We start from the raw sequence: 20910 nt of genomic DNA, 5'->3' as shown, positions 1-20910 counted from the left end.
CAGGCTGAGACCCATGCTCACCATCAGCCAGCTCGCGGCATACGCCGGGGTGACGGTACGGGCGGTACGCCACTACCACAAGATCGGCCTGCTGCCGGAGCCCGAACGTGACCGGTCCGGGTACCGGACTTACGACGCCGCCACGGTCGTGCGACTGATCCGGATCCGCACCCTGGCCGATGCCGGCGTGCCGCTGGCCAGGGTGCAGGAACTCCTCGACGCCGGCCCGGAGGAGTTCGCCGGCGGCGTCCAGGAGATCGACAAGGATCTGCGCGCCGAGATCCGGCGGCTGCAGGGCACCCGCAGCCGGCTCGCCCGGCTCGCCGCCGGAGAGCACCTGGCGCTCCCGCAGAGCGTCGTGGACTACGTCGACCGGTTGCGCGGTCTCGGCGTCGGGGAGCGGTACATCGAGCTGGAGCGGGATGCCTGGATCATGATCGCCGCGCAGGTGCCGGACCTGATCGACTCCGTGATTGCCAAGAAGCACGAGGAGCTGGACGACCCCGACATGGTGAGGCTCTACAGCTTCTTCACCGGGGAGCCCGACTGGCTGGCCGGCGATCCACGGATCGTCGAGATCGCCGACATCCTGGAGCGCCTGATGATTCGCGCCGTGGAGGCCGGCGAGGTGGGTGACGACGGCTTCGACGATCAGTTCGTCGCCCTGATGGACTCAACCATGCTCGAGTCCGCACCGGGCGCCGAACTGGTGTTGGCGATTCTGAAGGAGCGGGGCTGGAGGGGTTGGACCCGCATCGAGCGAGTGCCTGCCGACAGGCTCAACACTGAGCTGCCGCCATCTTGAAAGCAGGTCTGGGGTCTGGTGTGACGTCTGTTCTGGGGTGCTTATGCTGGCCGGGGCGGCAGTCAGCCGTGCAGATCTTCTTCTCAGGAAGTCTCTTGGAGTTCAAGGATTTGAGCTTCGAGGTCAGCGATGCGCTTGTCGGAGAAGCGCAGGTTCGACCTGGCGCCTTCAAGGCGTTCTTGCAGCGTGCGGTGTTCCCGGGTGAGTTGCTGGACGCGGCGTTTGAGCGTGATGTTCTCGGAGGTCAGAGCCTGAACCGACTCCCCGGGAACCATCTGGTCGAGGTCGCGGAGCTTTCCCATCAGCTCGCCGATCTGCTGCCGTTGCGCGAAGACTTCCTTCTGCGTGCGGCCGAGTTCGGCCTCCGCGTTCAGCGCGCGTTCACGCCAGGACGCTTCGATCTGCTCGTGCTCGGCCTGGGCTGCTCGGACTTGGCGTGTGCGGCTGCCGTCGACCGCATTGCTGACGAGCGCGCGGGCCTTGGAGTTCTCGTAGAGGAATGTGACGGACACGCCGGCCCGTTGTGCGACGGCTCGGACGGTCAGCCGACCGCGTTCGCGGCGAATCTGACCGATGGCCTTCTCGACCTGCTCGAGCTTCTGCGCTGTCTGACGGCGGCGTGCGTCGATCGCCGCCGTAGTGGCGTGAGGTTTCATGCAGCCTCGCCCTCCGTGTCGAGTTCCGCGAGCTCACGCGCCCGGAACTGCGGCCGGCGGAGGTCGAGTGAGTAGTCAGGACGAAGCCCGCACCGTGCGCCATCAGCGCACAGCACCCGATCCAGCGTCCCCTTGGCTCCGGGAGAGCCCGGATTCAGGAGGCGTGGGAGCCCAGGAGCACGCCGGCCAGCGTCCCGGCGAGCAGGAACGGGCCGAACGGGATCCTGCTCGTACGGTCGGCCCGGCCCGCGAGCATCAGGCCGATGCCGTACAGCGCACCGAGCAGGTACCCGGCGAATGTCCCGATCAGGACGATCGCCCAGCCGTACCAGCCCAGGACAGCCCCGAGGACGAGGGCGAGTTTCACATCGCCGAACCCGAAGCCCTTGCTGAGGAGGAAGAGGACGAAGTAGCAGGCTCCCAGGATGAGGGAGCCGAGCAGCGCGGACGTCCAGCTGCCGCTGGCGTCGGGCAGCACCGCGGCAACACCGAGCAGCACGAGCGCGGCCGCGGCGAGCGGCAGGGTGAGCGCGTCAGGCAACCGGTGCACCGCGAAGTCGACGGCGGCGAGCAGCACGGCGATCGGTGCGAGCAGCAGCCACACCAGCAGCTCGGGACGGTCGCCGGTGGCGGCCGCCAGCACGGCGCAGACCACGGTCATCACCAGAGCGATGGTGGGCGTACGCGGGCCGAACGTATCCCCGTCGGCGCACCGTGCCCGCCCCAGCCACCCATCTCCGATCCCGGCGAGGGGATGTTCTGCCGGGCAGGCCGTTCGCCAGGGCTCCTCCGGTGTCACGGAGAGCCGGTACGCGGCGCGCGGTATGAGTAGGCCCGTGCTGGCGCCCCACAGGACGGCCGCCGTGATGATCCAGAACGTCTCCACCGAACGGAGCCTAAACTCAGCTCCGTTCGGACGTTGCGGACGGCCCATATCGTAAAAAGCACCTGCGTGCTGTTGAAGCCCGGCACCACCTGCGATCAGGCGATCAAGCTGCTGGAAACCCTGACCTGGCAAGGGCTCAACGACGTCCAGAACGCCATCCCCCACATCCCCCGGCCCGTGACCGTCGTGGGGAGCTGGTCCAGTGACGAGGCGAACGGCTGGGAGAAGGCCGTCATTCCAGTGGTACGCCAGTACGACCAATGGACGACGCAGGCCGCGGCCGAGCTCCTTGAGGCGTTCGCCGACCCGGCTGTGCCGGCGCGACTGCGGGGCGAGCGCTACAACGCCATCCTGCACGGCCAGTTCACTCCCGACCGGTGGACATTCCTAATCAACACCGAACTGCAGGACCTGCGCACCTACTTCATGGAACTGGCCAACGAACTGCGCCGCATGAAGGACCGGTTCACCAGTCACCAGGTACGAACGGTGGTCCTGGACACCAACGACCTGCTGCACTACATGCGCTTCGACAAGATTCCCTGGCAGCGGCTCTTCGGCCCGGGCACATCTGTGATGATCCCGCACGTCGTGATCGACGAGATCGACAAGAAGTCGTACGACGCCCACGACACCGGCGTCCGGAAGCGGGCCCGTGCAGTCTTCGCCCTCCTGGAACAGATACTCGCCCAGATCGAGGCCGACGGCCGTGCGGTCGTCAACAACGGGGAGACCGTCGTCGACGTCCTGCGGGACGAGCCCGGGCACGTGCGGCTGCCGAATAACGACGATGAGATCGTCGCCCGCGCCTGCCATCTGCAGCAGGCCATCGCCCCTGCGCCGGTCACGGTCATCACCGGGGACAACGGGATGCGGGCTCGCGCACTGTCCTGGGGGCTGAAGGCCAAGGTCCTGGACGAGAAGTACAAGATCGAGCGGCTGAGTGCGGCGGAGAAGGCCGCCAACGAGCAGACCATCACGTTCGAGGTGCCGACCGACGGAGACGGGTAGCCCCGGGAGCTGGGCCGTGGCCTCAGCTGGTGGCCCAAGCGCGCAACTGCGCGGCGACCTCCTGGACGCGGGCGCCCTTGTGCTTGGCGCGCATGACGAGCGCGAGGGCTTCCTCAGGCTCGTAGTTGAGCGTGACGCCATTGGTGTTGAGGAACGTCTCGGCGACCAGCCAGGCGAAGAACTCGTTCTTCGCTTCCAGCGGCTCGTGCAGCGCGATGGTCTCCAGCATGGCGGCGGCCTTGAGCCAGTCGCTCGCGTACACGTCGCGGTCCATGTAGTGGGACTGGGCGCGGGCGCAGACGGCGTCCAGCACGCCCAGGTCGAGGCAGGCCGGGTCGCCCGGGAGGGTCTGAGCGATCTGTAGGAGCTCTTGCGGGGTGAGGAAGCGGGTCACGCAGCGTGGCCGTGCCGCGGGAAGTCGTGCAGGTCGCGGCTGCCCATGGGCGCGGGGTCGGGCCACGCGGCCGTGCTGGTGTTGGCGGCGCGGGTGTCCTGGGTTGCGAAGACCTCGGCGAGCTGCGGGACGCGGTCGCGGGTCCGGCCGAGGGCCTTGAGGAACGGGTCGTCGGCAGCCTTCAGCGCCGCTTCGCGGACGAAGTCCTGGGGGGACTTGCCGACGATGTCGGCGGCTGCCGCGACGCGCGCGTACTCTTCCGGCTCGAAGGGCGGCACCTGGGATCCGTTCTGGTCCATACGAGCGACGGTACCAGCGGATCCGGCTTCCGCCGAAGGCGTTCGGGCAAGAAGAGAGGGGCAGCGGCCGGTGGGACGGCGGGTGCCCCTTCAAGTCTCCGGCGAACGTACCAGGTGATCGTCGACTCAGACGGGGTGGGTGATGGTCACGCGCTGGTGCGGGCGGCCTCAGAGTAGGTGTCGAAGAAGCGGTCGCCCGTGAGCTTGTGGTGAGCGAGCTGCGCGGCGACGGCCTGCTCGTCGCCCCATCGGCCCAGGTCACCGGCGAGCGCGACGGCGTACTGGACGACCGCCTGCTTCAGCAGCTCGTACTTGGCCGGCGTCACCACGCGCATCCCCGGCTGCGGGGTGGCCTTGGCGTCGCACACACGGCTGGGGTGCATCATGATGGGCAGGGCCTTGACCTCGGGGTTGTTCTTGTTGAGCCAGCGGATGCTGCCGCCGAGCTGGTCCGCGTCCTTCTTGGCGATCGTGCCGGTGACGCACCCGGTCTTCAGCTCGATCACGGCCTGCCGCGCGGCCGAGAGTGCCCAGAGGTTGTCCGGACCCGTGCCGTACAGCTTCTCCGGCCGGGTGCTCACGAACCCGAGGTGGAGGCCCAGGCGCTCCCAGGCCCGCTCGGCATCGTCGGTGCGTTCCTCATCGCCCCACACCACTTCTTCCAGCAGTGCCTTCACCCCGAGGACCAGGTTGACGCCGTCGCCGTACTCGGCGGACAGGAACTGCGCGGCCTCGCGGGCCTGCACGGCGGCGGCCTTGATCTGGGTCGGCTCCACGCCTCCCGCGGGCTTCAGGACGAACTGGTTCTCGTCCAGCGCGCCGGCCAGCACCTGCTGGGCGGCGACGGGATCCGTCATGTGCAGGTAGGCGGCCTTTTGCTCCCGCAGCCAGCCCCGCAGCGCCTGGTCGTCGAGGTCGTTCACGGTCAGCTGGATGCGGTCGGCCGCCGCGGTGGTCCGTCCGGTTGCCGCCAGGTCGAACGCTTCGCGCAGGGCGATGGCCTCCGGTCGTACGGTCCCGTGCGGGGCGTATCGCACCTCGGCCAGCGCCCGGCGGCTGCGCTCGGTCCACTGAGGCACCCGCCCGAGGGAGGCCCGCAGCGCCTGGCGCACCGAGTTCAGGCCCTCGCCCTTGATCTGCCGTGCAATGTCGCTGCTGAGTTTGAGCTGGGCCTGGGTGGCGGGTGAGAACAGGCTCAGGTGGCGCGGTTCATGGATGGCGACGCCGAGGCCGGCTCCGAGCAGCAGCACGGCGCAGTAGTCCTCGCTGTCGCGTACGCCGCGGCCCATGCCCTGCTCGATCCGCTGCACCTCCCGGGCCAGGCGGACCGTGCTGTCGGCCAGTGCGACCGCCTCGCGCCGTTCCACGCCGTCCAGGGGACGAGGGATCCCGTCCAGGATTAGCAGGCGGCAGGCGTCAGCGGGCAGGTCGACGCCGTCGTACTTGTTGACCAGGACCACCAGGCCGACATGGCCGGCCTGCAGCTGCTTGACGCCGACGGCGAGGTCGCCGACCCGGTAGGTGCGGTCGGCGTGGTTCTCCCAGGCCGCTGCGGCCTTCTCGCTGGGCACCAGGACCACGACGTTGACCGGCTTGTCCTCGGCTACGCCGTCGCCGTCCCGGTCTCCGTCGGCGAACTGGCGGGCCAACTGCCGAACGGCCTCGGGGTCGAGTTCCGGGTTGAGCGCGACGGGCGCCAGGATCATCCGGTCTCCCAAGTCGGCCGCGCTGCCCGGAGTGACGGGCCGGGCTACGAGGGCGGGATCGGCGTCGAGGTCGGTCACGAGGGCGCTGTCGTCGGCGAGCGTCGCGGTGAGGTAGACGCGGCGGCGTGCGCGTACGAACGAGGGGATGCGGTCGATCGGCGGGCAGGAGGGCCGGATCTCCACGGCCTTTGTCGTGGCCGTCGCGGTGCACAGGTGCAGCACTTCGGCGATCAGTGGCCAGGCGAACTTGAAGGCGTCGTCGAACCTGTGGGGGTGGAGGATCTCCATGAGGCGGTTCTTCTTGTCCGCCCATGCCCAGAACGGAATCGGCGCCAGGGCGGTGGGGTCCTTGTCCTGGAGCTCCGCCCACGCGTTCGCCGACTGGTGCTGCAGGTCGTCGGCGAACAGGTCCAGCAGTTTCTGGTACGCCTCGTGGCCCGCCGGCACCCGGAGCCGGAACTGGTCCTCCGTCGTCGCCAGCGCGGCGTGCGCGTCGTCGACGACGACGATTCCCAGATCGATCGGCTCGCGTCCGTCGCCGACGACGCCGAACACCGATTTGCCGTTGATCAGCTTGTAATAGTTCGTGACGAGCACGGCTTGAGCGGCGAGGAACGCCGGGTCCTGCGGATCGTCCGTGGTGGCCACGCTGAGCTTCGCGGCCTCCTCGCGGACCTGCCGGACCAGGTACTTGTCCGGGGCCAGATACACGGCCTTGCCGATGCCCTCGTTCAGGGTGCTCTGCGCGATCAGCAGGCCGACGGCGGTCTTGCCGCCGCCGGTGTTCTGCTTGATCACGACATCCCGCTCGTCCCGTCGGCGATCGAACCACTCATCGAGAACCTCGCCCTGCTCATGGCGCAGATAGGGCCACGGGCGGTTGGCCAGCCCCGCGTAGATGTCCCGGGGACGCAGGATCGCTTCACTGTCCCCCGCACCGATCCGGTCCCAATCCAGCGCCATCCCGGCACTCCTCCCCCAATGCACGCGGGCGGCTCACAGCGCACCCAGATGCCGCCATTCTCCACCGACTCACGGAGCCGACGGGGTCGAGGCAATCATCACCCGGTCCGGGATCAGGGTTTCCAGGTACGCAGAAAGGGGAGACGATCCGGTTTGCGGCCTCGGACCGCACGAAGCCGCTCTTTGTAAGGGACTCGCGGTGCCGCGCTCGGAGCGGTCCTCTTGAGTGAGCGCCCCTCGGCATTGGCGAACCAGCAAGTCGCAGAACCCCGTCCTGGAGATGTTCCCAACATGGCTGGCGTGCGGCCGATCTACGGTCCAGCGTTGGACGCTGCGCATGTGGTCCCGTTCACGGCGGTGTCTCAGGGGACTGGTTCTCCTGCGGCGTGAGCCGTTCCCAACTTCCAGTGAGAAAGCCGGGAACGGCCGGAGCCCCGCACGGGGCGGGGCTCCGGGTGGATGATGGTCCGGTGTCCGGGGCTGGTAACGACAGTCCCGGGCACGCCTACTTGTGCGTGTTCCCGGTTGTTGCGCCGGTGCTGCTCTCCCGGAGCATGAGGACCGTACGGCGGGGCATCCTGGCGCGGACGGCGATCTCGCCGTCGCCGCGGCCCCAGCCGATCGCCGCAGTGACCAGCGCCAGGCGCTCGGCCTGCTTCGGCTCCAGGGCGTCCCCGGCGAGGGCGGGCTCGTCCTCCAGCCAGGCGATGTCCGCGCCGACCACGGCGAGGCGGTCCCACTCCTGCTCGCGCAGGCGCTGCCGGTGGCTGGCGGCGGCGTTCTGCGTTCCGAGCAGGCGCCACCCCTGCCGTGCGGCGCTGGCCTCCTCGCGGTCGACCCACCTGGCCAGTTCGGCGTCCGTGGCGGTGGAGGTGATCTCGCTCGTCGCCAGGCGGCCGTGCTCGCCATCCCAGTCCGCGAACTCCTTCAGCGGCCGAGGGTCGCCGTCCATGAGGGCCGTCCGGTACCAGGCCCGCACGCCCAGGACCTGCAGCCCGATGCCGCTCCCGTCGCTGTACGGCTTCCCGAACTCCGCCTTGATCTCCTTGTGCCAGTGCTCGTTGCAGCCGAGGTACCGGGTGACCCACTCGCACTCCTCGGCGAGTTTTTCTAGTGGGTGGCGCAGTTTCTCGGGCTGGTAGACCTGCGGGAAACGGGAAAGAATCTCGGCGAAGTCGACCAGTTCGGCGTCGGCCTCGGGTCCGGCGGCCGTCCGGTCGCGTGTGAGAAGGCGGTGCATGTTGCGGCCGGCGTGAGCGGATGCGGTGGACCAGTCGAGGTCGCCGCCGCCGTCGAACAGGCCGTTCAGCAGTTCCTGCGCGACCGGGACCACTTCCTCGAGCAGTGCGTTGGCGGCCGCGACGTCCAGGAAGGGGAGCTCGGCGACGCCGGAGTCGATCCCCCAGGACAGTAACTCCGGAACCGGCTCGAACCACTGGTGCGGACCGTTGAACGCGAAGAGCGTTCCCGGGTGCCACCGCGTCCATGTGTCGCGCGGCACATCGATGACGGCCTTCCAGGCCGGGTCCCACGGCTCGAGATGTTCTGTCGACTCGTGGAACCGCAGCTCACCAGTCCGGGTGTCCAGCAGCACCCGCTGGTAGCGGCCCGGCTTCGACCGCCCTGCGATCGGCTCCGACGAGATCACGTCCGTCACCGGCGTGACGGTGACCCGGGGCGCCGCGTAGCGGGCCACAGTGACCTCCGGTACGGCCACGTCCTTGTTCGTCATTTCAGTCTTCCTCCTTTGGTCATCGGAGTTCCTCCCGGGAGCTGGTTGCGCTGCGCCAGGAGGCTGGTGCCACACCACGCTGAGTGCGCGGATGTGGGTCAGCCCGGGCTGGGGTGCGCCGGGCTGGTCTCGTCAGGAGCCGTGAGTAATGCCGTCGAGATCGAGCGCTCCGGTTTCTCCGGTTTCGCAGAACAGGGCGTCGTCGTGCCGGACACCTGTCGGCCACAGGCCCACGCCGGAACGTTCGTCGATCACCACGCACCCGGCATCGCTCAGGAAGTGCTTGAACCAGGCGAAGGGCCGGTCTTCCCGCTCCACGGTCTCGACGACGGAGCGCATTTCCGTCCAGGGGTAGACGGCGCAGGAGCCCGTGAACGTGGCGCCGTGCTCGTCGGTGATGGGCTTGACGGCTCCGATGCGCACGTCGATACGCATGCAGACGGTGCACGGGCAGTGCGGACGGACGTAGCGGTCGGCGCCACTGCGACCGTGCACCGACCATACGGGCCAGTGGTTGGTCCGCAGCCCCCAGCCCGCCTTCTTCTGCGCGCGCACAGTTCGGGCGCACGCCTGGCAGTTCTTCGGGATCGGGCCATGCACGGCGATCATCCGTTCGTACTCGTCCCGGGTGTCGGGTATCCAGAAGTCGGCGAGGTCACCGCCGTAGCCGGAACCCCAGGTGGGCTTGCCCCGGTGGGTGAGCGGCAGCAGCGCCGGCTGCTCGGACGCCTCCAGTGCGAGGGGCAGCAGCGCCGTGGTGTCGGCGTCGTGCGGCCACACGCCGCCGGGCAACGCGTCAGCCACGCGGGCGGCCGCGGCCTCCGCATCCGGGCGGGTGAGGTAAGGGAAGCGGGTCGCGCGGTGGCCGCAGGGGGTGGAGATGTGCCAGCACTGGACGCTGCTGCCCTCGTCGGCGGGATGCTGGCGCATCCCCGGCTTCTCACCGTGGCGCGGATACGACCAGCCGGTGTGCACGACAAGGCCACCCGGCTGCAGAGGGCTCTGCTTTCACTTCTTCAGACAGTGCTGGGGCGAACTCGATCTGGAGCGTTCTGGCCGTGCGGCTCTTGGCGGTGACTGGGTTGGCGGCCATGAACCCCCCAAAGAAAGTGGCTTGCCACTTTTAAGGTAGCCGCCTCTCATTGAAGTGGCAAGCCACTTGGTGGAAAGTTCTCCGCATGAGCAGCCAGCACCGCGACCCGCCCCTGACCGTGCGCCCGCCCGCCACACTCAAAGCGGACGCCCAGAAAGAACTGACCAACCGGGGCCGTGAGATGAAGGCTTTCATCGTCGCCTGTCTCAACGCCCTGGTCGCCGACCCAGACGGCTTCCTGAACCTGCTCAATGAGCACTGGCCTGCGGAAACGCCCCGCGGTCGGCCTCGGAAAACGGCAGAGCCGGAGCCGTCGGCGCACTCCCAGCGGTCAGCTCCCCCCAAGGCCCACCACCCCTGGGACGACGAGGCACCGAACGCCTTCGACGCCCTCAACACGATGGCACGGGACGAAGACACACCTAATGACCTTGAGGTCCTCGACGAGACAGCACCGGACTGACCAGCGTCACGGCGGATTCGGACGGGAGTTGCGGGGCTAACCCCATGGTCCTCCAAGGTCGGTGCGGCTCGCCGCCCGGCCAGCCGCACCGACACTTTGGAGGCCGTCCGTGTCCCCTGCCCCTGACCACCGCACCGCCATTGCCGTCGCTCTCTTCGGCTCCGGCCTCGTGGTCCTCGTCGCCGTGCAAGCGCCTGCGCTCGTCCCCGCACTGTCCCTGGGCCTGGGCGCGTGGGCTGCGCTGTACCTGTTCCTGCTGCTGTGACGCCCCGCCGTTCAGGACGGCCTGGGAGGATGCGCAGCAGTGGTCACGCGACTGCGCGTCCTCTCCGACCGGGCGGGCGAGCGCGCGCCCGGACCTCATCGAGCGGGCCGACGGACGCCCCTCCTCCAGCGTGTCCAGGAAGACCACCCTCGTGGTCGCCGGGGAGGGCACCGGATCCAAGCGGGCCAAGGCGGAAGGCCTCGGCATCCGACTTGCCACACCCGCCGAGTTCGCTGTGCTCGTGGCCGACTACCTCGACCGACCCTGGCCAGCGGGCAACCGCGCGCCGCAGCGTCCGCCTGCTTCACTGTGCGGGCTGTCGCGCGTGGGCCTCCCCGGCCGAAAACAGCCAGGGAGGTCCACGCGTGTGACTACCAGGCAGCGGCCCGCTGCTTTGCCCGTCAGTGGGCCTTCGCCGGTGGCAGGGCCAGGTCGAGGTACGCGGTGAGGCTGGCGCTGTCGAGCTTGCCGTCCATCAACAGGGAGCGCAGCAGTGTGTCGGCGACGGCGTCGCGGGGGATGTCGAGACGGCTCTGGGCTTCGCGGACGATGTCGCCGATGGCGTACTGGCCGTAGCCGGGGTGGTGGCGGATGAGCCAGTCCAGGGTCTTGGCGACGGGGGTGGTCAGGGCGTAGAAGTGCGTGCGGTCGTCGCCTTCGTCGCTGTCCCAGCCGTGCTGTTCCGTCAGCTCGTCGAGGACGGCGTGACGGATGGTGGCGGCCAGGTGGTCGGTGGGGATGATGTCGTCCAGGCGGGTGGCGACGTGCAGGGCGAGGTCGTCGCAGACCTCCCGCACGTCCGGCTCGTTGCGGTGGCGCAGCACCCAGCGCTTGCGGATCTGCGGGCGACCCCACAGCAGGCCCTGGAACTTGGCAGTGAGGCGTTCACGCAGGTCGCTCACGCCGGCGGGAAGGGCATCGGGGTCGGGCCCGGCCACGGCGGCCGCGACGTTCTCCCGGCTGCGCTGGGTGACCCAGTCCTGGGCGACCGGGCGGGACCAGGCGCTGCGTCCGCTGACCGTGGCCTGGGGCAGGGGAACGTTGCCTTCGCCGCGGGAGACGTACGAGCGCAGGGTGGAGGCGGCGATGCCGGCCAGACTCGCGAACTCGGTGACACCCAGCAGCTGGTCGGCGGCGAGTTCGGGAGCGGAAAGCTGGACCACGCACTGGTTGAGGGGGAAGTCGCCTTTGCCCACAGGGGCGCACCACCGCCTGCCATGTCCGCGGCGTCTGCTTCCTGGGTCGCGCTCACTGTCCTGCCGAGTGCCGTTCAGTCGAGTCGAGACATGTGAAGTTGGACGATGCTGCCCGGGGGAACGCTGACGCCGGCTGATGGGTCCTGTGCGTCCACCTCGGTTCGGTTCCCGGCCGAGCCCGTGAACTTGGCAACCAAATCTGCAGCCCGGATTGCGCTGCCAGCGGCTGAGCGCGACATCCCGATGACGTCCGGCACGGTCGTCGGGCCGGCTTGTTGGAAGACCCGAACCTGCATTCGCGGACTGCTGTCACCGAACCACTCGACCCCGTCCTGCACCATCTGCCATTGAAACGGCACGGATGCCAACCCAGCAGGCGCGGTGATCGAGAACGTGAATGTCACCGTATCGCCTGATGGCACAGGATGTGGAAGCTCGACCCGGTTCAGGCCCCAGAACTGGTTGTCCATGGGGCTTTGCGAGCCCAGCCGGTAGGAGTTGGTTGCGGTCCATGGTTCTGTGCCCAGGTTCCGCATCGTCACCGATACCTGTTGGACCTGGCCAGCGACCAAGTTCGTCGGCAGCGACTGGGACACGAAACGGGCGTCATGGGCCCGAAGATCCGAGGCGAACCACAGGTCATTGGGATCCCGGCCGTCGAACCCGGTCACCTCCTGCTGCCCCATGGTCCACCGCGGGTCTGAGAACCCAGCGTGAGAGTGCAACGCAACGTTGGTTGGCACATGGATCAGGCGAACAACCCGATCGGCATCCCACGTGCCTCCGCCATCGACGTCCACCCGCCAGTTGTCGTTGCCGTCCCCCACTCCGACTTCACCAAAGCACGTCACTTCCTGCTGCGCAGTGACCGGCGAAGGGAAGCCGGCGTGGCTGTGCAGGTTTCGGCGCGTGGGCAGGTGCTCAAGGCGGATCACATCGCCATGCTGGACAGGCTGGCCCGACCGGAAGTCCAGGGGCTGTCCGTCAGGTCCTTTGAGCAGCCAAAGGTCGTTGCTGTCGGCTCCCTGGAAGCATGTGACCTGTTGCTGTCCGGACGAGCCGGGGTGGCCGTAGTTGAACGGGTGAGAGTGCAACGCACACCCGGTCACCGCGTGCCGGAGTTTGAAGACCGCGCCGTAGCGCAAGGCGGCGGTCGCGGGCGCAGGCACCAGGTCGGGCGTCGGTGTGCCGAATGATCCGGCTCCTTGCCGAAACATACGCCACTGCAGGTGGGTAGGCGTCGACGGGGCGGTGACCGTGAACTGGAATGTCACGTCCTCCCACGGGGGGACCGCCCGGGGCAGGAGCACCTCGCTCTCCCCCCAGTCGTTGCTCCCTTCGGGATTCTGGGAAATCAGCCGGTATCCGCGTCCGTTCGTCCATGTCTGCAGCCCAGTGTTGCGCATGGTGACTGTCATGTCGTATGTCTGACCGGGGCGGACCGCGGTCGGTGCGGACTGTTGGACGAAGACCGCTTCGTTGACCGGACCCCAACCACGCACGCCTTCAGTGGTCCACATCTCGTCGTCGATGCCGCAATTGCCGTAGGCGATCCGGAAGAATCCCTCGTCACCCCAGAGGCTTCCCCAGCTGTTCTTGCAGATCCAGCATCCCAAGGTGTCGTCGAACCCGACCACGCTGACGCAGTGTCCGCCGAGGAAGTCCCCGGCGACATGCTGGTACACACCGCTGCTGTAGCTGACGAAGTCCTCGTAGACCGAAAAGCATGCGACGAGTGGGCCGACGTCGGTCAGCCACAGCTTCATGGATGCTGCGGTCACATAGCGCCGCCAGTTGTCGATAAATGTCAGACGGGTAGGTGCGCTCCCACACAGGTTGCTGCACGGCAGGTCGCGGCCGGAATACGGAAAGCAGGTCTCGTCGGCGACGCCATGCTGGCGCAACGACTCCAATGCCTGGTCGGCCCACCAGCCGTCGTTGCAGCCGCGTCCCTGACAGAAGTACAGGTGGGCTTCAGAGAGGTTGACGTCGAGGTCTGCATCGCGTAACGCCACCTTGAGAGTTGCTTCCGCGGTGGCGATGACTCCGAAGGCCACGCACGACCCGCAGTTGCCTTGGTCCTTAACGGGGGTGACGAAGTTCTGGCCGTTGACGTTTCGCAGGTCGTATGAGGTCGGCGGCATCAGCCCGGCTGGCGCCGCCATTGCCAGAGGGGAGACGGCATTGCGTAACGCTGCCTGTTCCCGCTCGGCCAGGGATGGTTCGTTGGGACCAGGCACGTAGCCCAGTCGTCGGCGTATCTGGTCTCGGGACAGGGCCGTCAGCTGATTGCTTTCTGCTACCCAGGCAGCTCCCTCCTGAGTGATAGCCGCTCGGACGGCATCCACAGTCAAAGGAACCGAAGCCATGTGTGTCCTCCGCTGTCTCGGCCACGAGGAGTGGGATATGACCGTAGCGGTGACGGAACATGGCAAAAAAGGTCAGTTGGCGCGCACCGTCAGTCGGTACTCCCAGAGATACGCGTCATGTGGCTCCCATGGCCGACGGCAAACGAGTACAACGGTCGTAGACCCGGGAGCGGCCGCGCGAAAGGCGAACCGACGCAGGCCGCCACCACCGAATCCATCGTCAGGCCCGGGCCGGTAGCGTGATTCGACAAGGGCGAGGATGCCGTCGAGTGGGGACACCACCTCCCAGCGGTAACCCGTAGTCGGGCTTTCTGGAACAGTAATCGCAATCACGTCGCCGGGGGCCGCCGCCACCTCCCGCCCGTTGTCGGCCTCACCGAACTCCCAGCCGGTCATAGGGCATGCACTGCAGAGATCTGCCGCGCTCCAGACCCGTCGCACCTGGCGCTGTCCCCGCACCGTCTCGAATCGGACCGCACCAATGAACTCACGCGCCTGCTGCTGTCAGGCTCGTGCGCCCCACTGCTCATTCCTCGTCCCATGCCAGACCTCCCTTGGCCAACACCCAGGAGTTGACTCCCGCGATCTTCACGACAGGACCCTGGCAATAGCCGTCCACCGGCAGGGGCAATCGCAGGGACTGAACCCATCATCACCGGGCACGGCCCGGTCAGCATCCAACACTGGTGCCTCACCCGCAGACCTGTACATGGACAATCTCCTCCATTCCCGAACGGTCATGTGCCTGGACCGCGTAGCCGCCGGCCAGGACGAGGCCGTAGGCGGAACCGCAGGTGAGGGCGTCGGTCAGCAGCCGCCGGTGCAGGTCGGGGAGCTTCATGCCGCGGCGGCGGCCGCCAGCTGGGGGAAACGCTGTTCCCAGCACGTGCGTACGGGCTTGCCCAGCGCGATGCGCAGCCGTGGCCAGTGCCGCATCAGGAGGTCGGCGTTGAGGTACGCGGTCAGGTCCTCGCGCAGCCCGTTGGTGAGCACGATGCGGTACAGGCCGAGCAGCAGCTGCTCGTCCTCGAGGCTGAAGCGGGTCAGGCCGGACCACGCCAGGTGCAGAGGAAGCTCGACACTCCCAAAGACGGGCCCGGACAGGTCCTCAAGGCTGTCGGGGAGCCGGTCAGCCAGGTGGGACCACCGGGCGTCAGCCGGGGTGCGGTGCACAGTCACCCCACCAGTATGGCGTGGTCAAGCCCTGGGCGCGGTCATCCTCGGAGTGTGGGGTCAGCGCAGGGCCTCCGCGAGGATGCCGCGCTCCAGCAGGGCTTCGTGCCAGGCTTTCCGGGCCCGGGCCACCTCGCCGTGCGCCCCGTCGTAGGGCCCAGTGCCGAGCGAGGGAACGTTGCACCGGGCGGCGAGCAACAGCCCGACGGCGGCGACGAGGATCGAGGCTGCGGTCACGGCACCGAACACCCAACCGCCTGTGTGGACGACAGACAGCGAAACACCGAGCCACTTCCATCACAATGCGTGACCGTTTCTACTACGCTGCGTATCTCGGCCACGCGAGCCCTGGGGGCACTTGTGACGCAGATCCGCATTGCCACGTTCAACCTGGAAAACTTCGACGAGACCGCACCGACCGCGCGTCCGTCACTGGCTGAACGCATCACGCTGATGAAGCCCCAGATCAGTCGACTGCGCGCTGATATCGCCTGCTTCCAGGAAGTCCACGGCCAGGAGCGCCCGGGCCAGCCTCGTGATCTGCTGGCGTTGCAGGAGCTGCTCGCGGGGACCAACCTCGACGGGGCCGCCCTGGTCAGCACCAAAGCCGGGGACGACGCGGTCTTCGACCTGCGCAACCTGGTCGTCGCCACCCACCTGCCGGTCATCAAGCACCAGCAGCTGAAGAACGACCTGGTCGCCGAGCCCCGCTACCAGCGGCTCACGGCCGCACCTCCCGACCCGGAGCCGGTCCCGATCGGTATCGAGCGGCCCATCCTGCACGCACAGATCGACATCGACCACGCCGCACCCGGCCGCCTGCTGCACGTCATCACCGTCCACCTGAAGTCCAAGCTCCCCACCGAGATCCCCGGCCAGGTGCTCGACCCCAAGAAGGGCATCTGGCGCACCTCCGACGCCTGGGCCGAAGGCAGCTTCCTGTCCTCCATGAAGCGCATGAGCCAGGCCCTGGAAGTCAGGCGCCTCGTCGACCAGATCCTCGGCGACGATCCGGACGCGCGCATCATCGTCGCCGGCGACTTCAACGCCGAACCCGAGGAAGTCCCGGTCCTGGCGATCTGCGGCAACGTCGAGGATACCGGCAACGGCGACCTCGCCCCCCGGGTCCTGGTCCCCATCGAGCACACCATCGCCAACGAGGCCCGCTACACCCTCTTCCACCACGGCCGGGGCCAGATGCTCGACCATATGCTCGTCACACGCAATCTCCTGGCCCACTACCGCGGCTCCGAAATCCACAACGAACTCCTCCACGACGAATCCCTCGCCTTCGCCACGGACGACAGGTACCCCGAGTCCGACCACGCCCCCGTCGTCGCCACCTTCGACTTCAACTGACTGTCACTGACTCCGGCTGTCCTTGGTTGGAATCGTCGGCCGCCCGGCGGTGCCGTCATGCGCGCGGCCAGTCGGGCGCCTGGGACCTCAAAGCGCCTCCGTGTGTCAGCGGGCCTGAGCGAGGTGATCCCGTTGATCGACGCCGCCCGAACCTCCCCCAGGTGGTCCTTCCCAACGACCGGGAGGTCACCGGCCACCTCCAGGTGCGCCAGCAGGTCCCGAACGCCAGGTGGCCGTCACGGGCTGGCAGAACAACCGAACCCGTTTTGGCTGGGCCCATCTGCGAGTCAGCGACTGTCGGGTACGGCGCGTCCGGAAGGCCGCCATGTCGTGGCCACTACCGAGCGAAGGTGGTACCAGCCCGAGGGGCTGCAGTTTTGGTGGGGTCGTCCCCGCGTGCGCGGGAATGACCCCTGCACGGTCACCCTCCAACGGATCGAGCAGGACTTCTCCTCGCGCGTGCGGGGATGGTCCCGGCTTTGGGTGCCCGCATGCACCGTTCAGCGGTTTCTCCCGGCGCTTCCGACATGGTGTCCGGCAGCCAGACTGGCCGCTTCGCGGTTCCCTCACCGTTGAGCACGAGAGCGTGTCTGAAAGATCGTGTAAGTCCGTGACATGACAGCCTGGCTGGGGGCTCGGCCTCGGGCCCGTGGTCAGGCGGATCGGACGAGTCATGGCGGAGAAGACAGAACCGGCCGCTGAGGCGGCTGGGGACGCGATGGTTGACGAGGTGGTCGAGCGACTGCTCGACAAGGCTGATGCCTCAGGGGCGGCCCTGCTCGGCGAGGGCGGGCTGCTGACGGAGATCACCAAGGCCGTGCTGGAACGGGCCCTGGAAGCCGAGATGAGCGAACACCTCGGCTATGAACGCGGCGATCGGGCAGGCCACGGGTCGGGAAACTCCCGCAACGGCACCTCGCCCAAGACGGTCCTGACCGATGCCGGCACGGTCACGCTGGCGGTGCCCCGGGACCGCAACGGAGACTTCGAACCGCGTCTGGTGCCCAAGAACGCCCGTCGCCTGGCCGGGTTCAACGACCGGATCCTGTCCCTGTACACCCGCGGCATGAGCGTCCGCGACATCCGCTCCCACCTCGCCCAGATCTACGGGGTCGAGGTCAGTCCCGACCTGATCAGCAAGGTCACCGACGCCATTGTCGACGAGCTGGTGGCCTGGCAGAGCAGGCCCCTCGATGCCGTCTGGCCGATCATCTACATCGACGCGTTGTGGGTGAAGATCCGGTCGGGCTCGGTGACCTCGAAACCGGTCTACCTGGCCGTCGGCGTCGACATGGACGGCCGCAAGGACGTCCTGGGCCTGTGGGTCGGAGCCGAGGGCGAAGGCGCCACCACCTGGATGTCCGTCCTGTCCGAGCTGCGCAATCGCGGCATCGAGGACGTGTGCATCGTCGTGTGTGACGGATTGAAGGGCCTGCCGGACACGGTCACAGCGACCTGGCCCAAAGCCACGGTCCAGACCTGCGTGATCCACTTGACCCGGGCCTCGCTCAGGCTGTCGTCCGTGCGGGACCACCCCAAGCTGGTCCCGGCTCTCAAAGCCATCTACACAGCGCCAACCGAACAAGCCGCCGAGCAGGCCCTCGACGTGTTCGCGGCCTCTGAGCTGGGCGAACGCTACCCGGCGATCGTCCGCACCTGGCGGTCGGCCTGGCCGGAGTTCACTCCCTACTTGGCGTTCCCGCCGGCCATAAGGATGGTGGTCTACTCCACGAACATGGTCGAATCGATGAACGCCCGGCTCCGCAAGGCGACCCGCAACCGCGGCCACTTCCCTTCGGAACAAGCCGCATTGAAGGTGCTCTACCTCGCGGTCCGCGAGCAGATCAACCCCAAAGCGCGCGACGCGAACCACGTCGCCGCACACTGGAAAGAGGCACTGAACCAGTTCTCACTGTTCTTCGAGGACCGGCTCAGCATCCAATGAAACCAACCGACTTACACAAGATCGCTGACACGTCCGAGCACGAAGCATCGGAAACCTGGGACGCTACCTCCGCGCAGTGCGGCACGATGGCGTGTTGTCGTGAGTTGGGGGAGGTCCTGCTGTGGGCGCAGCAGTCTTGACGCTGGCAGCCGCCGTTCTCGGTGGCGTCGTGTCGTTGGTGTCGGTATGGATCACACAGCGTTCTGCGCAGCGAGTCACCGAACGAGAGTCGGAGCGGATCGAGCGGCACCGGCAGGAAGACTGGGAGAAAGCCCGGCTTCAGCGGTTGTACGAGGAACGCCAGGCTGGTTATGTCAGGTTCAGTGCGGCGACAAGGGTCGCGCGGGACGTGCTGGCCGCGTGTATGCATGATTTTCAGCGTGCTGGACGGCTTGACGACGCACGCCGTGCGGAGCTGCAGGAGCGCTGGGACGCCTACGTTGCCCAGCATGCAGAAGCCCACATCATCGTCTCCAACGACGTTCTCGGAGCTGTGGGTCAAGTTAACGGAGCCCTGCGTCAGATCTATGGCGTGGTCAAGCGTTTGGACGTAGGCCCGCAGCGGCCAAACGACAACCTTGAGGCACTGCAGCGGCGACTGGACGGGCTATGGGACCACCTGGTCACTTTGCGGGAGGTGATGCGTCGTGACCTGGGTCTCGCCGAGCCCGCTGACGCGGAGTGACGTACGACGGGCCCAGCGGCGCATGGTCCCAACGCGGCGGCGGAGGAGTCGTTGGTGGTGGCGTGCTCCCCGCGCGAGCCGGGATGGTCCCGCTGGCGGTGCCGCCGTGCATGGTGTGCTCCCTGCACCTGTGGTTGCCGCGAGGTCATGTCCCCTGTGGTGGTGTAACCGCGTCGGGGGGATCTTCGGTCGTGGGGTAGATCGAATCCATTCCTTGATGGATGGATCCAGCCGGGACTGAGTCCGGATCTTGAGTGGTGGGTGCCTCTGCGGCAAAATCGACATCTATGATCAAGGGGGAATCAACTTTGGTGGGCGGCGCGTTGGCAAGGCGCCTGCCCAGCCTGGTGCGTGTTGTGCTCGTGTCGGCGGTTTGCTGCATCGCAGCGGCCGGGTGCGGTGGGACTTCCACGGGTCCGACCGGCAAGGGCGCTGCCAGCCCGTCCGGCGGCCGAGTGCCGGTCGTGGCCGCCACACAACTGCAGCCCGTTTTGCCCACAGGTCTCAACATGCCCGCGGACTTGTCTGAGGAACGAACGGTCCATACCTGGGACTTGACGAAGGAGCCTTCCCAGTGTCAGGACGAGGAGTGGCCCGATGGCTGGTGCGCCAGAGCTGGGGCGGTAGGCCTTTCTGCGTTCACCAACCTTGCCGATCAAGAACTCGGGATTCACCTGGTCACTTTCCCCGACGAACAGTCGGCGGCCCAAGCTTTCAAAACGCGGGATAAATCGGATGATATGGGGCACTATCCGGGTCCGGCCGGAGAGCCCGTGTATACGCTCGACCTCGTTGCGCCGAGCGACAATCTGCTCTGGACGGGTAGAGGCACGACCTTCCGGCAGGGCACGGTCGTCGGCAGGATCGAGTACTCGTGGAAGCCGGGAACGCACGTGCCGCCCGACCGTTTGCTGGCGGTGACGCGCATGGTGATCCAGCGGATCGATGAGAAGGAAAAGGGCTTGAACCCTACGGCCTCGGCGCGCTGAGGCTACGGACTTCGTACGGTGTCGGTCACCTGCCGTCCGCGCGCAGGCGGCCGTCGCCGACCTTCGCAGGGTCTTTGACCTGTGGCCCCTGGACGACGACGCCTGTGACCGGACGCGGGGATCGTCCTGGCATCCACCTGCTGAACTGCCGCCACTTCCGCGGCTCCAGGCGCCCGCGGCATGATCGTGCTCCTGTTCCCTGCAAGTGCTGGTACGCCAGCCCCGCCTTCGCCGCTTGGGTGATATGCCGGATTCGGCGAAAGTGCTGAAATGCAGGCCTGCCACGCGATAGACATGCAGGTCAGTCAGTCTGCTCCCCGCGCGTGCGGGGATGATCCCGTCAGCGGGGAGACGGTCAAGCACCTGGCCACCTGCTCCCCGCGCGTGCGGGGATGATCCCATCGTGTACCGGCGCCTGCCGGACGACGCTAACTGCCCCCCGCGCGTGCGGGGATGATCCCTGGGCGATCTCGCCCGTCCAGGGATCCCAGAGCTGCTCCCCGCGCGTGCGGGGATGATCCCGAGGAGTGAGCATGACAGCAACCGCGTTACGCCTGCTCCCCGCGCGTGCGGGGATGATCCCCACATGCACGGGGACCCGAAGCCTGGTTCGGGTTCGACACGCTGCGCGGCCGGGGACCATCCCCGCGTGCGCGGGGAGCAGACGCTCAACGGCAAGGACACCGTCCGAACCGAGGGACCATCCCCGCGTGCGCGGGGAGCAGATCGTCGTGCCCATCAGCCTGCGCGCAGCCGCGGGACCATTCCCGCGTGCGCGGGGAGCAGGGCTGGGTCTGGGCGAGCCAGCCGGGCATCACGGGACCATCTGAAGCTTCCCCGTGATCTTGGACACTCGATGCTTACGCTACGAGGGCGTGTTCTTGATCCAGACGCTGCCGGGTCTCCAGCGGGGTGAGGTAG

The 20910-nt window shown here is 67.7% G+C and carries 20 protein-coding genes, 2 pseudogenes and 1 CRISPR repeat array; of the genes and pseudogenes, 9 read left to right on the top strand and 13 right to left on the bottom strand.

Features of this window, described 5'->3' with window-relative positions:
- Nucleotides 1-13: 13 nt before the first annotated feature.
- Nucleotides 14-805: a MerR family transcriptional regulator gene (locus ACIPSA_RS46255; protein ID WP_402647015.1), complete on the top strand. Its 792-nt coding sequence runs from the start codon at nt 14-16 to the stop codon at nt 803-805.
- 83 nt (nt 806-888) lie between these two features.
- Here the strand turns inward: ACIPSA_RS46255 and ACIPSA_RS46250 are convergent, their stop codons facing one another.
- Together ACIPSA_RS46250 and ACIPSA_RS46245 are read right to left on the bottom strand one after the other, a co-directional pair.
- Nucleotides 889-1461 carry a DUF6262 family protein gene (locus tag ACIPSA_RS46250; RefSeq protein ID WP_402647013.1) on the bottom strand — a complete coding sequence of 191 codons (573 nt, stop codon included), beginning with the start codon at nt 1459-1461 and terminating at the stop codon, nt 889-891.
- A 154-nt stretch (nt 1462-1615) separates the two neighbouring features.
- Nucleotides 1616-2347, bottom strand: a complete 732-nt coding sequence (locus ACIPSA_RS46245) for a prepilin peptidase (protein ID WP_402647010.1) — start codon at nt 2345-2347, stop codon at nt 1616-1618.
- A 66-nt stretch (nt 2348-2413) separates the two neighbouring features.
- Between ACIPSA_RS46245 and ACIPSA_RS46240 the strand changes: the two genes are divergently transcribed.
- Complete coding sequence (locus ACIPSA_RS46240; RefSeq protein ID WP_402647008.1) at nt 2414-3358, top strand: PIN domain-containing protein; 945 nt, start codon at nt 2414-2416, stop codon at nt 3356-3358.
- Nucleotides 3359-3380: 22 nt separating this feature from the next.
- Here ACIPSA_RS46240 and ACIPSA_RS46235 read toward each other — a convergent pair whose 3' ends face one another.
- The 5 genes from ACIPSA_RS46235 to ACIPSA_RS46215 form a co-directional block, all read right to left on the bottom strand.
- Nucleotides 3381-3752 carry a fic family toxin-antitoxin system, toxin component gene (locus tag ACIPSA_RS46235; protein WP_402647005.1) on the bottom strand — a complete coding sequence of 124 codons (372 nt, stop codon included), beginning with the start codon at nt 3750-3752 and terminating at the stop codon, nt 3381-3383.
- Entirely contained in the window at nt 3749-4051 is a 303-nt protein-coding gene (locus ACIPSA_RS46230) for a hypothetical protein (RefSeq protein WP_402647002.1), read from the bottom strand. Before ACIPSA_RS46230 ends, ACIPSA_RS46235 begins: the two co-directional genes overlap by 4 nt.
- Nucleotides 4052-4197: 146 nt before the next feature.
- Nucleotides 4198-6720: a DEAD/DEAH box helicase gene (locus ACIPSA_RS46225; RefSeq protein ID WP_402646999.1), complete on the bottom strand. Its 2523-nt coding sequence runs from the start codon at nt 6718-6720 to the stop codon at nt 4198-4200.
- A gap of 505 nt (nt 6721-7225) precedes the next feature.
- Nucleotides 7226-8452, bottom strand: a complete 1227-nt coding sequence (locus ACIPSA_RS46220) for a hypothetical protein (protein WP_402646996.1) — start codon at nt 8450-8452, stop codon at nt 7226-7228.
- A gap of 132 nt (nt 8453-8584) precedes the next feature.
- Nucleotides 8585-9382, bottom strand: coding sequence for a hypothetical protein (locus tag ACIPSA_RS46215; protein ID WP_402646994.1), 798 nt, complete (start codon nt 9380-9382; stop codon nt 8585-8587).
- A 248-nt stretch (nt 9383-9630) separates the two neighbouring features.
- On the opposite strand from ACIPSA_RS46215, the gene ACIPSA_RS46210 reads away from it, so the two are divergent.
- From ACIPSA_RS46210 to ACIPSA_RS46200, 3 genes and pseudogenes are all read left to right on the top strand, one after another.
- Nucleotides 9631-10008, top strand: coding sequence for a hypothetical protein (locus tag ACIPSA_RS46210; protein WP_402646991.1), 378 nt, complete (start codon nt 9631-9633; stop codon nt 10006-10008).
- Between the two features lie 109 nt (nt 10009-10117).
- Nucleotides 10118-10273 carry a hypothetical protein gene (locus ACIPSA_RS46205; RefSeq protein WP_402647213.1) on the top strand — a complete coding sequence of 52 codons (156 nt, stop codon included), beginning with the start codon at nt 10118-10120 and terminating at the stop codon, nt 10271-10273.
- A 91-nt stretch (nt 10274-10364) separates the two neighbouring features.
- Nucleotides 10365-10532: pseudogene (locus tag ACIPSA_RS46200) on the top strand (BRCT domain-containing protein); the annotation flags it as partial.
- 142 nt (nt 10533-10674) lie between these two features.
- On the opposite strand, the gene ACIPSA_RS46195 reads toward ACIPSA_RS46200, so the two are convergent.
- The 6 genes and pseudogenes from ACIPSA_RS46195 to ACIPSA_RS46170 form a co-directional block, all read right to left on the bottom strand.
- Nucleotides 10675-11469, bottom strand: coding sequence for a hypothetical protein (locus tag ACIPSA_RS46195; RefSeq protein ID WP_402646988.1), 795 nt, complete (start codon nt 11467-11469; stop codon nt 10675-10677).
- A 74-nt stretch (nt 11470-11543) separates the two neighbouring features.
- Nucleotides 11544-13838 (bottom strand): C1 family peptidase, encoded by a 2295-nt coding sequence (locus ACIPSA_RS46190; RefSeq protein ID WP_402646985.1) that lies wholly within the window; start codon nt 13836-13838, stop codon nt 11544-11546.
- A gap of 72 nt (nt 13839-13910) precedes the next feature.
- A complete protein-coding gene (locus ACIPSA_RS46185; RefSeq protein WP_402646983.1) occupies nt 13911-14234 on the bottom strand; it encodes a protease inhibitor I42 family protein in 324 nt (107 codons plus the stop codon).
- 295 nt (nt 14235-14529) lie between these two features.
- Nucleotides 14530-14679: a hypothetical protein gene (locus tag ACIPSA_RS46180; protein ID WP_402646980.1), complete on the bottom strand. Its 150-nt coding sequence runs from the start codon at nt 14677-14679 to the stop codon at nt 14530-14532.
- The gene (locus tag ACIPSA_RS46175; RefSeq protein WP_402646977.1) at nt 14676-15017 is read right to left on the bottom strand and encodes a hypothetical protein; all 342 of its coding nucleotides are present in this window, start codon (nt 15015-15017) and stop codon (nt 14676-14678) included. Before ACIPSA_RS46175 ends, ACIPSA_RS46180 begins: the two co-directional genes overlap by 4 nt.
- 72 nt (nt 15018-15089) lie before the next feature.
- Nucleotides 15090-15272 (bottom strand): annotated as a pseudogene (locus ACIPSA_RS46170) (hypothetical protein); the annotation flags it as partial.
- A gap of 45 nt (nt 15273-15317) precedes the next feature.
- Here ACIPSA_RS46170 and ACIPSA_RS46165 point away from each other — a divergent pair.
- The 4 genes from ACIPSA_RS46165 to ACIPSA_RS46150 all read left to right on the top strand — a co-directional run bounded on the left by ACIPSA_RS46165 (nt 15318) and on the right by ACIPSA_RS46150 (nt 19989).
- Nucleotides 15318-16370: an endonuclease/exonuclease/phosphatase family protein gene (locus ACIPSA_RS46165; RefSeq protein WP_402646975.1), complete on the top strand. Its 1053-nt coding sequence runs from the start codon at nt 15318-15320 to the stop codon at nt 16368-16370.
- Nucleotides 16371-17043: 673 nt separating this feature from the next.
- Complete coding sequence (locus ACIPSA_RS46160; RefSeq protein ID WP_402646973.1) at nt 17044-18315, top strand: IS256 family transposase; 1272 nt, start codon at nt 17044-17046, stop codon at nt 18313-18315.
- A 121-nt stretch (nt 18316-18436) separates the two neighbouring features.
- Entirely contained in the window at nt 18437-19000 is a 564-nt protein-coding gene (locus ACIPSA_RS46155) for a hypothetical protein (protein ID WP_402646971.1), read from the top strand.
- A gap of 287 nt (nt 19001-19287) precedes the next feature.
- A complete protein-coding gene (locus ACIPSA_RS46150; RefSeq protein ID WP_402646969.1) occupies nt 19288-19989 on the top strand; it encodes a hypothetical protein in 702 nt (233 codons plus the stop codon).
- Between the two features lie 310 nt (nt 19990-20299).
- A CRISPR array of direct repeats spans nt 20300-20775; the repeat unit is 29 nt; unit sequence CTGCTCCCCGCGCGTGCGGGGATGATCCC.
- Nucleotides 20776-20910: the final 135 nt, after the last annotated feature.

Origin of the sequence: Streptomyces sp. NPDC086549, assembly GCF_044746205.1 — a bacterium.
Lineage (GTDB): Bacteria > Actinomycetota > Actinomycetes > Streptomycetales > Streptomycetaceae > Streptomyces.
This window is presented reverse-complemented; position numbering and strand designations above follow the sequence as displayed.

Coding starts and splice junctions, on each gene's coding strand:
- ACIPSA_RS46255 (WP_402647015.1), top strand. CDS start 14: ATGCTCACCATCAGCCAGCTCGCGGCATACGCCGGGGTGACGGTACGG.
- ACIPSA_RS46250 (WP_402647013.1), bottom strand. CDS start 1,461: ATGAAACCTCACGCCACTACGGCGGCGATCGACGCACGCCGCCGTCAG.
- ACIPSA_RS46230 (WP_402647002.1), bottom strand. CDS start 4,051: ATGGACCAGAACGGATCCCAGGTGCCGCCCTTCGAGCCGGAAGAGTAC.
- ACIPSA_RS46225 (WP_402646999.1), bottom strand. CDS start 6,720: ATGGCGCTGGATTGGGACCGGATCGGTGCGGGGGACAGTGAAGCGATC.
- ACIPSA_RS46220 (WP_402646996.1), bottom strand. CDS start 8,452: ATGACGAACAAGGACGTGGCCGTACCGGAGGTCACTGTGGCCCGCTAC.
- ACIPSA_RS46215 (WP_402646994.1), bottom strand. CDS start 9,382: ATGCGCCAGCATCCCGCCGACGAGGGCAGCAGCGTCCAGTGCTGGCAC.
- ACIPSA_RS46210 (WP_402646991.1), top strand. CDS start 9,631: ATGAGCAGCCAGCACCGCGACCCGCCCCTGACCGTGCGCCCGCCCGCC.
- ACIPSA_RS46190 (WP_402646985.1), bottom strand. CDS start 13,838: ATGGCTTCGGTTCCTTTGACTGTGGATGCCGTCCGAGCGGCTATCACT.
- ACIPSA_RS46185 (WP_402646983.1), bottom strand. CDS start 14,234: ATGACCGGCTGGGAGTTCGGTGAGGCCGACAACGGGCGGGAGGTGGCG.
- ACIPSA_RS46180 (WP_402646980.1), bottom strand. CDS start 14,679: ATGAAGCTCCCCGACCTGCACCGGCGGCTGCTGACCGACGCCCTCACC.
- ACIPSA_RS46160 (WP_402646973.1), top strand. CDS start 17,044: ATGGCGGAGAAGACAGAACCGGCCGCTGAGGCGGCTGGGGACGCGATG.
- ACIPSA_RS46150 (WP_402646969.1), top strand. CDS start 19,288: ATGATCAAGGGGGAATCAACTTTGGTGGGCGGCGCGTTGGCAAGGCGC.